The 12,132-nt window shown below is 39.4% G+C and carries 15 protein-coding genes; 1 reads left to right on the top strand and 14 read right to left on the bottom strand.

Annotated features, from left to right (window positions below; all coding sequences use genetic code 11):
* Positions 1 to 12: 12 nt before the first annotated feature.
* The 7 genes from tsaD to galE all read right to left on the bottom strand — a co-directional run bounded on the left by tsaD (position 13) and on the right by galE (position 6,429).
* Positions 13 to 1,029, bottom strand: a complete 1,017-nt coding sequence (tsaD, locus tag AC1F25_RS02640; protein WP_002308884.1) for a tRNA (adenosine(37)-N6)-threonylcarbamoyltransferase complex transferase subunit TsaD — start codon at positions 1,027 to 1,029, stop codon at positions 13 to 15.
* On the bottom strand, positions 1,026 to 1,490 hold the full coding sequence (rimI, locus tag AC1F25_RS02635; RefSeq protein WP_479994220.1) for a ribosomal protein S18-alanine N-acetyltransferase: 465 nt from the start codon (positions 1,488 to 1,490) through the stop codon (positions 1,026 to 1,028). Before rimI (AC1F25_RS02635) ends, tsaD begins: the two co-directional genes overlap by 4 nt.
* A 6-nt stretch (positions 1,491 to 1,496) precedes the next feature.
* Positions 1,497 to 2,039: a ribosomal protein S18-alanine N-acetyltransferase gene (gene rimI / locus AC1F25_RS02630; RefSeq protein ID WP_002334782.1), complete on the bottom strand. Its 543-nt coding sequence runs from the start codon at positions 2,037 to 2,039 to the stop codon at positions 1,497 to 1,499.
* Positions 2,023 to 2,745, bottom strand: coding sequence for a tRNA (adenosine(37)-N6)-threonylcarbamoyltransferase complex dimerization subunit type 1 TsaB (gene tsaB / locus AC1F25_RS02625; protein ID WP_033607578.1), 723 nt, complete (start codon positions 2,743 to 2,745; stop codon positions 2,023 to 2,025). Before tsaB ends, rimI (AC1F25_RS02630) begins: the two co-directional genes overlap by 17 nt.
* 193 nt (positions 2,746 to 2,938) lie before the next feature.
* Positions 2,939 to 3,919, bottom strand: coding sequence for a LacI family DNA-binding transcriptional regulator (locus AC1F25_RS02620; protein WP_002308880.1), 981 nt, complete (start codon positions 3,917 to 3,919; stop codon positions 2,939 to 2,941).
* A 24-nt stretch (positions 3,920 to 3,943) separates the two neighbouring features.
* A complete protein-coding gene (gene galT, locus AC1F25_RS02615; protein ID WP_002308879.1) occupies positions 3,944 to 5,428 on the bottom strand; it encodes a UDP-glucose--hexose-1-phosphate uridylyltransferase in 1,485 nt (494 codons plus the stop codon).
* 11 nt (positions 5,429 to 5,439) lie between these two features.
* Positions 5,440 to 6,429, bottom strand: a complete 990-nt coding sequence (galE, locus tag AC1F25_RS02610; RefSeq protein WP_002308878.1) for a UDP-glucose 4-epimerase GalE — start codon at positions 6,427 to 6,429, stop codon at positions 5,440 to 5,442.
* Positions 6,430 to 6,676: 247 nt separating this feature from the next.
* Between galE and AC1F25_RS02605 the strand changes: the two genes are divergently transcribed.
* Positions 6,677 to 6,844 (top strand): DUF3042 family protein, encoded by a 168-nt coding sequence (locus tag AC1F25_RS02605; protein ID WP_002288457.1) that lies wholly within the window; start codon positions 6,677 to 6,679, stop codon positions 6,842 to 6,844.
* Between the two features lie 62 nt (positions 6,845 to 6,906).
* Here the strand turns inward: AC1F25_RS02605 and AC1F25_RS02600 are convergent, their stop codons facing one another.
* The 7 genes from AC1F25_RS02600 to AC1F25_RS02570 all read right to left on the bottom strand — a co-directional run bounded on the left by AC1F25_RS02600 (position 6,907) and on the right by AC1F25_RS02570 (position 12,103).
* On the bottom strand, positions 6,907 to 8,718 hold the full coding sequence (locus AC1F25_RS02600) for an FAD/NAD(P)-binding protein (protein WP_479994219.1): 1,812 nt from the start codon (positions 8,716 to 8,718) through the stop codon (positions 6,907 to 6,909).
* The gene (locus AC1F25_RS02595; RefSeq protein ID WP_002308873.1) at positions 8,715 to 9,080 is read right to left on the bottom strand and encodes a DUF488 domain-containing protein; all 366 of its coding nucleotides are present in this window, start codon (positions 9,078 to 9,080) and stop codon (positions 8,715 to 8,717) included. The genes AC1F25_RS02600 and AC1F25_RS02595 overlap by 4 nt, the downstream gene beginning before the upstream one ends.
* Before the next feature lie 163 nt (positions 9,081 to 9,243).
* The gene (locus AC1F25_RS02590) at positions 9,244 to 9,639 is read right to left on the bottom strand and encodes a rhodanese-like domain-containing protein (RefSeq protein ID WP_002308872.1); all 396 of its coding nucleotides are present in this window, start codon (positions 9,637 to 9,639) and stop codon (positions 9,244 to 9,246) included.
* Between the two features lie 17 nt (positions 9,640 to 9,656).
* Positions 9,657 to 10,619 (bottom strand): ROK family glucokinase, encoded by a 963-nt coding sequence (locus AC1F25_RS02585; protein ID WP_002308870.1) that lies wholly within the window; start codon positions 10,617 to 10,619, stop codon positions 9,657 to 9,659.
* The gene (locus AC1F25_RS02580; RefSeq protein WP_002293902.1) at positions 10,619 to 10,831 is read right to left on the bottom strand and encodes a YqgQ family protein; all 213 of its coding nucleotides are present in this window, start codon (positions 10,829 to 10,831) and stop codon (positions 10,619 to 10,621) included. Before AC1F25_RS02580 ends, AC1F25_RS02585 begins: the two co-directional genes overlap by 1 nt.
* A gap of 20 nt (positions 10,832 to 10,851) precedes the next feature.
* The gene (locus AC1F25_RS02575; RefSeq protein WP_002308868.1) at positions 10,852 to 11,550 is read right to left on the bottom strand and encodes a rhomboid family intramembrane serine protease; all 699 of its coding nucleotides are present in this window, start codon (positions 11,548 to 11,550) and stop codon (positions 10,852 to 10,854) included.
* Positions 11,551 to 11,569: 19 nt separating this feature from the next.
* Positions 11,570 to 12,103, bottom strand: coding sequence for a 5-formyltetrahydrofolate cyclo-ligase (locus tag AC1F25_RS02570; protein WP_372684143.1), 534 nt, complete (start codon positions 12,101 to 12,103; stop codon positions 11,570 to 11,572).
* Positions 12,104 to 12,132 lie beyond the last annotated feature (29 nt).

The following is a 12,132-nucleotide window of genomic DNA, read 5'->3' as shown; positions in this document are numbered from 1 at the left end:
ACTCTCTTTTATTTATTCAGATAAAACCAAGCTTGGATCAGCATTCAACTGATAGCTGGCAAAATTTCTTTTTTGCATTTCCACATGTGCTGCTGCTCCAATCATTGCAGCGTTATCTCCACAAAGTCTCAGAGGCGGAATCACTAATTCTACTTCAGGGAGTTTAGCTGACAGAGCAGCTTGCAATCCTTCACGCAACCCTTGATTGGCCGCTACACCTCCAGCTACAACCAGTTGCTTGACTGGATAATTTTGACAAGCTCGAAGTGTTTTAGTAATCAATACATCAATCACACTTGCTTGAAAGCTAGCTGCTAAATCATTTTTGTCTAGATCTTCTCCACGCTGTTGTGCATTATGCACCAAATTGATAAATGCACTTTTTAATCCACTAAAACTGAAATCATAATTATCTTCATGGATCATCGCTCGTGGAAAATGATAATTATCTTTTCCTTGATGAGCTAGCTGATCGATTTCTTTTCCACTTGGATAAGAAAGACCTAATACTCTTCCAACTTTGTCATAAGCTTCTCCTGCTGCGTCATCTCTTGTCTCCCCAATGATTTCATATGATCCATCTTCTTGCATATAGACTAATTCTGTATGTCCTCCGCTAACAAGAAGTGCCATCAATGGAAACTGGAATGGTTTGACCAGACGTGCGGCATAAATGTGACCTGCCATATGGTTCACAGGAATCAGAGGCAATTGGTGTGCCCAAGCAAAAGCCTTAGCTGCAGAAATACCAATCAACAAAGAGCCGACGAGTCCAGGCCCATAAGTGACAGCGACTGCCGATAAATCTTCTGCCGATACACCAGCTTCTACCAGTGCATCTTCCAAGCATAAGGTTATTTGTTCTACATGATGGCGGCTAGCTACTTCAGGCACCACTCCGCCAAAACGTTTATGACTGTTTATTTGGGAAGCAACGATGTTAGATAAGATCTCTGTTCCATTTCTAACGACCGCTACACTCGTTTCATCACAACTTGATTCAATTGCCAGAATCAATTCTTCATTCATTTCATCGTCTCCGTTTTTAACTTTCTGCTCATAATGATCGCATCTTCTGTCGGATTGCGATAATATGATTTCCGTTTACCTAATATACGGAACTTTTCTGATTCATAAAGTTTTCTTGCTTCTTCATTAGACAGACGTACTTCTAAAAAAACATGCAGCGAATCTTTTATTTGTTCCGCAATCAGCAGATGTAGTAAATGCCGTGCATAGCCTTTTCCTTGTTCTGAAACTGCAACAGCGATATTTGTGATTTCGACTTCATCCATTACTTTCGAATACCCGACAAAACCACAGATTTGGTTATCTTCAACTAAAAGAAGATAATCTGTGTGGGGCTGTTGGATATCTGTCAAAAACTGCATCTTCGTCCAAGGTGAGCCATATGGATAAGCATTTTCGCTAATTGCCCATACGCATTCTGCCAAATATGCTTCATCAAAATCTTTTTTTCTGCAAATCAACTAATCTCACTCATTTTCTAAAATTTTTATCATATCCAACGCATCTTCTTTTGTTTCAGTGTAATATCTTTTTTTGATTGTCGTAGCTTGAAACCCTAATTTCCGATAAAGTCTTTGCGCATCCTGATTACTCATGCGTACTTCCAATGACATCGTCTCACAGCGATTCATTATAGCAAAGTTCTCAATTTCGTCAATAAGCAGCGAACCAATTCGTTTTCGCTGGTATGCCGGTCGAACAGCAATATTCGTGATATGGCAATCTAAACCGAACGCTCTTGAGCCGACAAATCCGATCATTCTTCCATTATCAAAGATCCCTAAATATAGATGAGGAAGTGGTGACTTCAATTCTGACATAAAGGCACTTTTGGTCCATGGCAACTCGCCATTATAGACTTCTCGTTCGACATCCAATAGCTCTTTGATATCTTCTATAGTCAATTCTCTTAGTATATAGCGACGATCGATTTGTTCGATTGTTTTTTCTGTATAGATCATTTTATCTTGAAAAAGGCTTCTAGCATATGCTTTAAATTTTTTCAACATAGCTTTCGTCTCCAGGCGTGTGCGTCTCTAACCATTTCTCTTCAGCTTCTACTCGTTTTAAATAACGAGGGAGAAAAGCTTGTTTATCTGCAACTGGTTCATCCAACGCACCTAATTGAGCCACAGTCACACCGCTTGGGATATCCCATGATGGAACTGTATTAATCATCGCATCAGGCAGCATTTCTTTTATTTCAGAGATAAATTTATGACAATCACTCCCAACAAAATAAATAGCTTCATTCAGCTCTTGTAGTTGTGCAAACAAATCAGAAGCAGCAATATGTACATCTTCAAGTACAGTTTCTAATCTATTTTCTTTCCAGCGGTATGCCCCAGCATAGACATTTTTTCTTCGAGCATCAAACATGGGCACAATCATTTTATTCACCCCGACACAATTAGCCGCGATGGCTTTCAGGCTAGATACTCCTATTAGATCTTTATCTAGTGTATAAGCAATCGTTTTCGCTGTCGTTACACCTATACGAAGTCCTGTATAAGAACCAGGACCATCAGAAACCGCGATTCGGTCAATGTCTTGGGGACTCATTTGAAGATCTGCAAACAATTGGTCAATGGCAGGCATCAGCGTCACACTGTGGTTGCGTTTGATATTTGTCTGTATTTGCCCAAGAATTTGTTTATCTTCCACCACACCGATCGCCAAAGTTTGATTTGCAGTATCTATTCCTAATGTAATCATATATTTGATCCTTTCTGCTATAACATTCTCGCCTTCCATTGTAGCATACTTTTTTATTCCAATGATGAAAATATCAAAGGCAAAACTAGTACAATGATACATGATTATCTGCTGACCGGCAAATCTAGTTTCTTCCTTACATACACAAAAAAAGTTGCGGTATCACGACACTTTACCACAACTTTTTCTTTTTTTATTTCGTCGACTCTCGAACAATCAACTCTGTTTCAACAATGATTTTTCTTGAAACGGGTGCTTTGGAATTACTTAGTTGAAGGATTGTCTCCACTGCTAGCTCTCCCATCCATTCCGTATAAACTTTCACAGTAGAAAGAGAGGGTGTCACATATTTCGCTACACTGACATCGTTGAAACCCATCACGGAAATATCTTCTGGCACCGCTAAACCTGTTTCTTGAATCGCTTTCAGCGCGCCAATCGCTAATGCATCATTAGCCGCAAAAAGTGCATCAGGAATCTGCTCATTTGTTTTTAAATATTTTTTAACCGCTTGATAGCCTGACTCGACAGAAAAATCTGCTTCGATAATTGAACCTTCGTCGTAGCCTTTTTCTGCTAAAACTTGTTGGAATGCCATGATTCTAGGATCTCTTAGTCGCTGATGGTTTTTCTTTGTATATTCTGTTCCAGCAAGCATCGCGATATGTTGTGCATTCTGGGAAACAAAGTGCTCAATGACTTTTTGAACACTCGACTTAAAATCGACAACTATAGAATCGATTCCTTGAGAAGTGCCATCAGAATCTACCAGAAGCAAGGCTTGTTGGGATTGTTTCAAATCCAACAGCTGAGCTTCATCGAATTTCCCTAATGCGATCGTTCCATCCGCTGGAAGCTCACTAATAGAATCCCACGTTTCTTTCAACAAAGTAACATTTGCTTCTTCTGCCTTTTTTTCGATTCCTAAACGAATAGACAAATAATAAAGATCTTCAAGTTCTTCTGTATCGTCGTACCATTGGATCAGACGAAGGGTTTGCTTAGCATTTGCTGCATTTTTGCGGTGCTTCGTATAATTCAAGCGTTCCGCTGCTTCAAAAATTTTTTGCTTTGTGGCTAAGCCGACGGAAAGTTCAGGATCGTAGTTGAGCACTCTTGAAACAGTAGCAGGAGAAACTCCTGCCAACTGAGCAATGTCTTTAATTGTTGCCATTTGTCTCTCCTCCTTTTTTTCCGTTTATAAAATCGCAGTAAACCGCTCAAACGCTGCTTGTCCTTTTTCATCTCGCTTGAACACCCCAGCATCTTCCAAGACACGAGCAAAAACCTGACCTACAGCTTTTTGTACAACATCAGTGACCGCATCTTTCGTCAAATCAGGATGCTCTTTTTTCAACTGTTCTGCCCATGGACGATGATATTCAGCCATCTGGTTTTCTTCTCCCAATAAGAACCGCTCTACTTCTGCTAGTTCCGGTTTCAAACGAGGTGGTAAAACAGCAAGCCCCATTACTTCGATCAATCCAATGTTCTCTTTCTTGATATGTTGGACATCTTTATGCGGATGAAAAATACCATCAGGATGCTCATCTGAAACATTATTGTCTCGAAGGACAAGGTCCAGCTCAAAATAATTGTCCCTTCTTCGTGCAATTGGCGTAATCGTGTGGTGTGGTGTACCATCTGCTGAAAAAGCCCGGATTTCTACTGTTTCATCCGAATATTCTTTCCACTTTTCCAACACTGAATTAGCTGCTTCAATCAGCAACTCTTTATCTGTTGATTGCAAACGGATCACAGACATCGGCCATTTCACAACTCCTGCGATGACTTGCGGATAATCTGCTAATTTGATGAGTTTTTCTATTGGTGCTTTTGCCATAGGAAATTCATGACGTCCTGCCTGATAATGATCATGAGAAAGAATCGATCCTCCAACAATCGGCAAGTCAGCATTTGAACCAACAAAGTAATGAGGCAAGACTTCAGTAATCCGAAGCAGTCTAACAAATGTTTCCTTTGAAATTTTCATTGGACGGTGCTGCTCTGATAAAATGATCGAATGCTCATTGTAATAAGCATAAGGAGAATATTGGAATCCCCAGCTTTCACCATCTAGATTCATTCGAATGATTCGATGATTGGTACGGGCTGGATAATTCAAGCGTCCTCTATATCCTTCATTTTCCATGCACAGCATACATGTAGGATAATCTACTTTGGCTGCCTCACGTTCTGCCGCAATTTGTTTTGGATCTTTTTCTGGTTTAGATAAATTGATCGTGATTTCCAATTCACCATATGCTGACTCTGCTGGAAATTTGATATTTTTAGCGATGGCTCTTGTTTTGATGTAATCATTTTTCTTACTTAAATCAAAGAAATAATCAGTTGCTTCCTCTGGGCTTTTTGAATAATGCTGCGCAAAGAATGCATTGACAACGGAAGGCGGCGGTGTAAGAAAATCCATCAATTGTGCTTCAAAAATCTCTTGTTCTGCTGGTAATTCTGAAAGCACACCATTTTCTCTTGCCTTAGCGACAAACTGATCCAATAAGTCTACTGATTCTTCCTTAACTGGTCTTACTTCGACGCTTTCTAGAGCGTCTTCTCCTATCATCCCTAAAAGACGATTCTGTAAATATAAGCGGTCCATTTCCATCCATCCGCCAGCTTCGATCGCAAGTGTGGCAAAATCACAAATCGTTTGACTGATTGACATATCTCATTCCCCTATTCTTCATAACCATTTGGATGGCTGACATGCCAATCCCATGCTGTTTTGATAATTGCTTTGATATCTGTGTATTCAGGTTTCCAGCCCAGAATCTCTCTCGCTTTTTCACTTGAAGCGACTAATCGACTAGGATCTCCAGCTCTTCTTGGTGCTATTTCTGCCGGGATTTCTTTCCCTGTCACTTCTCTAGCTGCTTCTAACATTTCCTTGACCGAATACCCTTTGTTACTGCCTAAATTGAAGAAGTTGCTTTCGTTTCCTTCTTTCAAGTATTCCAAAGCTAAAATATGCGCGGCAATCAAGTCTTCTACTTGAACATAATCTCTAATACATGTTCCATCTGGTGTATCGTAATCGTCTCCATAAACAGCCAATGCTTTTCTTTGGCCAAGAGCTACTTGTAAAATGATTGGGACAAGATGCGTTTCTGGTGTATGATCTTCTCCGATAGATGCATCTGCTTTTGCTCCGGCTACATTGAAGTAGCGCAAAGCGACATAGCGCATGCCATACGCTTGATCACACCACTTCATCATTTTTTCCATCATCAATTTGCTTTCACCATACGGGTTTTTAGGATTAGTTGGTGTATTTTCCGTGATTGGAGACTCTTTCGGCTCTCCATAAGTTGCTGCAGTAGAAGAGAATACGATTTTATTCACGTTGAACTCGTGCATGACTTCAAGCAAGATTTGCATACCGTATACATTGTTGTTAAAATACATCAATGGTTTTTCGACAGATTCTCCTACTAAAGAGCTTGCAGCAAAATGGATTACTCCTTCAATCGGTTCCTTTTCAAATACGGAACGTAGAAATTCTTTATCCCGAATATCTCCTTCATAAAAATGAGCATCTGGATGTACTGCTTGTTTGTGACCTGTGAGTAAATTATCTACCACAGCTACTTGATACCCCTTTTGAACTAGCTGGTCTACAGCGTGCGAACCGATATAGCCGGCTCCGCCTAGTACTAAAATTGTCATAAAAAACACTCCTTTGATTAGTGAAATTGTGTTTGTTGATTCTATATAATTAAAAAAGCGAAGTCTACTTTTATGGTGAAAAAGAAGAAAGTAAAATTTCGTAAATTTATCTGGTAAATTTATAATAAAACATTTAGTAAACATTTTCAAGGATTTTTTGCAAAGGTTTACAAACAAACGTAAAACTAGCCTTTTTTTCTCTTTTGTTCCATAATAGATATAACAAATAATAAATGAGGTGGATTCAATGAAAAAATTTGTATCTGGAATATTAGTAGGCAGCTTGGCAACAGCCGCTGCCGTTGCTGGTTTGGTCGCTTCTGTGAAAAAAACAGTGATCGATCCGATTGACGAAAAAGAAGCAATGATCGAAGAAAATCGTAAAAAAGCAATGCGCAAACGCGTTTCTCGTTAATAATTATTTAAAAAATACGCATGAAGACTTGTGAAAGAACAGATAAGTCTTCATGCGTATTTTTATTTGTCAGTCAATATAAGTTGTGCTATTTTATCTGCTTGTCTCAAATTCCATGGATCTGTATAAGGTCTAGCTGCTGCTGCAGTTAACCAATCCACACCTTCAACTGGTATTCCGTAGCAATAAAAGCCAGACGGGATTTTCCCGGAAGCATCAATCACGCGATTCGTACCTCGCTCAACATCTATAGCTTCTGAATGATAACTTCCTGTATTATCTGAAAACGAAAAAGGGCGAACAAGTTTATTTTCCTTCAAATTTTTTATGACAGGATTACTTGAACGAGAAAAGCTTGTTTGTGGCAAACGAGCTTCGATCAAATAGCGACTGCTGATTTCTTTATCTTGTAGAGAAATAACATAGTGGTTTTGCTTTTGCTGAATATCAAGTGGCGGTTCGATCAAATGAAAAATACCCACATCTATCAGTGCTGCTAACTCTTTCGTCCGAATAACTGGCGGTCCAATCGTTAAAAAGCTGTTTAGATGAGTAAACCATCCCCACAGTATTTCTTTGTATTCCTTAGCAGAAAAAACGTGCCATTCAATAGCCTGCCGGATTGGATCACGCCAGTCTTTCAATGCATCAAATGTCGAAGTCAATGCCCCTGTGCAATTGCCTTTTTCCGCTTCTTTTATCTGTCCTTCAATAAATGCTCGGCTAGCTTCTGCAAAGGACTCATCCTGATAGGTAAGAGGAGTTTCTAGATACGACCAAGACCATTTGTATGGAAGTAATGCTGGATACTTTCCAAGACACTCTTCTGAGGAGAGGGAAAGAAAATCATGATCAAAAGTTTTCCTTGAAATCGGCAAGTGATGTTCTTCGATGATTTTCTTGTAATAAAACAACTCAGAGTCTTTTTTCAGATAGTCAAAAAATGTTTCGCCAGTCAAAAGTCCCGATCGATGCCATCGCTCAAGGTTTTCTTTTGTAAGTAGCCGTGGCCATGCCATTGCTCCGCCTTGCTTTTGATTTCTCCCTCGAGGATAGTAAGGCAGACCTCTTCTTGACCCGCTGTATATAATCGGTTCCTTGCCGGATGGATGATAGACCAATTTTCCCTTTTTGTTTTCGAAGCGCCCTCCTCTTGATACCGTAAACAATCCGACATAATCAAAAAAGCTTAAACCAAGCCCTCTTAGAAAGACATTTTCTTTTGGCTGTATCTTTGAAAGATCGACATCTGCAGGATTAGAAGGAAGCTGATACAGTAAATCATTTTTCTTTGCATAGTCTACCCAAGCTCTTTCCTCTTCTGTCTGATCATTTTCCCAATGACCACTCGCTAAAATGAGCTGATCAACAGGATAGCTTTGCTGATCTGTCTGTAATAGGAAACCGTCTTTTTCTTTGCTGACCTTTTTCACTAAAGAATAGACAAGCTGAGTAGAAGCTGGAAATTCTTCTTGCAACTTTGAGAAAAACCAGCGTTGATAAAGTCCGTATAGGCAACGAGTAGATTGCTGATCTTTTTCCAGACGGTTAATTTCTTCTATAAATAGTTGCTTATTTTTGGTTACCGTCTGTTCGATATAATCTGTAGCAGGTCCTTTACTCCATTGAAACAAATTAGGTCCCGGCATTACCGTTCCCCCACTGGACAACGTTTCGTCTGTAAAAAGCGTCACTTGTTGAGAAACAGAGTTCATTAATAATTCTGGTGGCTGATTCAATCGCCAAACTCGACCGCCTGGACCTTCTGGATCAAAAAGAATAAGTTCAAGAGAATATCTGCCCTGATTATTATGGAGAATCCTTTCTGCTACACTTAATCCTCTAGGTCCGGCACCAATGATCCCTATTTTCATTTGTACACCTCCTTTTCGATAAATTCTTTTAACACAACGGCATGGTTCTGGTGCTCGTTTTTTGCACCATAAACAAAAGTAATGACTGGATGTTCTTTCATAAGTTGGGTGAGTTCGGAAACAGCTCGCGTCTTTTCTTCTTCAAAAGACAATTCTTGCTGATATTTCTTTGCAAATGAAGCAAAACGTTCTGGTACATGGTCAAAAGCTTTGCGTGCCTCATTACTAGGCGCAATTTCTTTCAACCATAGATCCAAGTGTGCTTTTTCTTTTGAAAGCCCTCGCGGCCAGAGCCTGTCCACGAGTATCCGAAAGCCATCCTCTTCTTCAGCATCAAGGTAAACACGCTTTAATTTAATCATAGTTGTTTCCTTCTTTCTGCCTTTTTTCTTTTATATTTTATATGTAGATAATAGCATAAAATAAAAAATGAACGACACAACTATCCACGCGTCGTTCATTTTTTCTTAGTCAATACCTGATTATTGATCTAGTTTTTCCAAAGCTGTCATAAAAATATATGCTTTATACTTTTTTGCTTTTGATTTTTCCAGACCAGCCGTCATAACCACCCTTAAGCAAATAAATCTCTTTATAACCTGCTTTACGTAATTTATTTGCCGTACGGATACTCAAGCTTTTCTTTTGATCGTAGATATAGACAGGTTGGTCTTTTCGAATCGATCCTAGTGAATCTTTCAAAACAGTGTAAGGGATGTTTCTTGCACCTAAGATATGCCCTGCATCAAACACATCTTTTTCGCGAACATCGATTACTTGTGCTTTTCTCATTCCTTCTCGAAACTCTTCTTCTGTCAAAGTCGTTGCTGAACGCTTGGCCATTACTCGTAGATAGACTTCCCAAAAGATGATTGCAAGCACAATCAATAGCAAAATGATATTAATTACCCATAAAACCATGTAATGCCTCCGTTTTTTTAAGCAAATTTCAAGGCTAATGAGGCAGCGCCAATGACACCAGCTTCATTTCCAAGCTCTGCTAATTTGATTTTTGTTGATTCTCTTACTTGTGGGAAAGTGAATTCTTTAAAATATTTCTCTACACGGCTGCGTAAAAATTCTCCTGCCGCCGATACTCCGCCGCCTAACACAATACTTGACGGATTCAATGTATTCCCCAAGTTGGCGCAAGCTAAACCTAAGTAGAAGCATACGCGATCAACAACCATCAATGCAAACGGATCGTCTTCTTGAGCCATTTCAAAGATATCTTTACTTGTTACTTCTTCACCGTTATCTAACATTGCTTTCAGTTTTGAATCTCCTGCGTATTCTTCTGCCAAGTAACGACCTAGACGTACCACACCAGTAGCACTAGATACTGTTTCTAAACATCCGCGTTTACCGCAAGTACATTCGAACCCTTCAGGATCCACAGTGATATGGCCGATCTCTCCGCCTGCTCCGCTCACGCCATGGATCAAATTCCCGCCAGCAACGATACCACCGCCAACACCTGTTCCTAGAGTAACGAATACAACGTCTGGATCGTTTTCTCCAGCACCTTTCCATCGTTCACCTAAAGCAGCCACATTCGCATCATTATCGATAGCGAATTTGATTCCTGTCCCTGCTTCAATCAGTTTTTTCACAAATTGTACTTCTGTCCAGTTCAAGTTATATGCACCAATAACTGTTCCAGCGTCACTGTCCACGCTTCCTGGAGTACCCATACCGATTCCAATAAAGTCTTCGGCTTTCATATTATATAAATTCAATCGATGGTTGATTGATTCGATGATTTCAGGAACGATATGTTTGCCATCATCCAAAATATTGGTATCGATGCTCCATTTTTGTTGAATCTCTCCTTCTGGTGTTAAAATTGCAAATTTTGCTGTTGTTCCACCTAAATCAATCCCAATAATTTTCTTGTCCATTACAAATTTCCTTTCTTTCGGCTTTCTTCAATTCGGTGCTCTCTTTTTAATATGCGCCACGCTGTCATGTATGTATCATGATCGATCAAACGGCTATCATACAGATTCCGCAATTCAATAGTCATCAATTCAATATCATAGATGCGTGCACCCACATAGATAAAGATGCCAAATTTTTTGAACAGCTGCTGTACATCATATAAGCTCTCCATCTTTAAGCACTTCCTTCATATTATACAAGTAAACCATATTTTTTTAAACCCAGTAAAATACATATTACAAAAAGAAATACAAAAACTAGTGTAGAAAGAATCTTCTGGTGTATCGAATAGCTTGTCTGCTGTTTCGGTAGCCCTAAAATATTTCCTAATACTAAACCGCCCACCAGTCCGCCGACATGTCCCCAAACATCTACAGAGGTGTCAAGAAGACCAAAAACAAATGTCATCGCAATAAATAAAAGAAAATGTCTGACTAGTTGTTGGATCGCCGTATTATATTTAAAATGAAATCCTAAAATAAACAACGCACCAAACAACCCGAATATCGAGGTGCTTGCACCACCAGACAAAACATTCGCTTCGTTGAAAGCAAAACTTGCTGTATTTCCCATTATCCCACTGAACATATAGATCAGGAAAAACCGCCAGTGACCGTATATTGCCTCGATTTGTTGCCCCATAAAATACAATATCAGTGAGTTCATGACGAAATGCATCACTCCAAAATGGATGAAGATTGGTGTCACTAAGCGCCACCATTCATTGAAGTGAACAAGATAAGGACCATACATTCCAGTATAATAAGGAATTTCAAGACGCGGAAACAACTCCATTATAATGAAGACTATTGTCTGTATCCCTAAAAAAACATAGGTCCATAACGGTCGCCTCAACCATGCACGCATTTTTATTTGCTGTTGATAATTCATGAAAACCTCCCATTTCATTTTAGTCAATAAATAATTGTTGGATCTTCTGATCAAAACTCTCCGGTTGCCATTGTTCATTCAATTGTTCTCGAAAAACGAGGCTGCATGTTTTTCGATGGAAATTTTTTAAATACCGGTCGTAATAACCACCGCCAAAACCAATACGATAACCGGCTCTATTGTAGATAATCCCTGGTACAATGAGGAGGTCGATCATTTCCGGCAAATAAAGCTTCTCTGATTGTGGCTCAAGAACACCAAAACTCGAACGTTCAAAAATGGTGTGTTCTTCCATTTCATAAAACGCCATCTGTCGTTTTGGTAAAGTTTTAGGAACAACTATTTTCTTTTGTTCTTTTTTCGCCCGTTGGATAATCGGCTGTGTATCCAGCTCAATTTCATTTGACAAAGTCGTCCCTATCACTTGTGCCGACTTCCAGTACTTGCTTGCGAATAGCTGTTCATAGATTCGCTGTTCTTTGCCCTTTTTCTTGCCGCTTTTGGCCAGATTTTTCAGCTTTTCAATTCCTTGCCGGCGTAATTTTTCTTTCATTTGCTCCAAAAAATCACCTTTCCTTCTCT

The sequence above is a fragment of the Enterococcus sp. M-BR2 genome, assembly GCF_056612775.1.
This window is presented reverse-complemented; position numbering and strand designations above follow the sequence as displayed.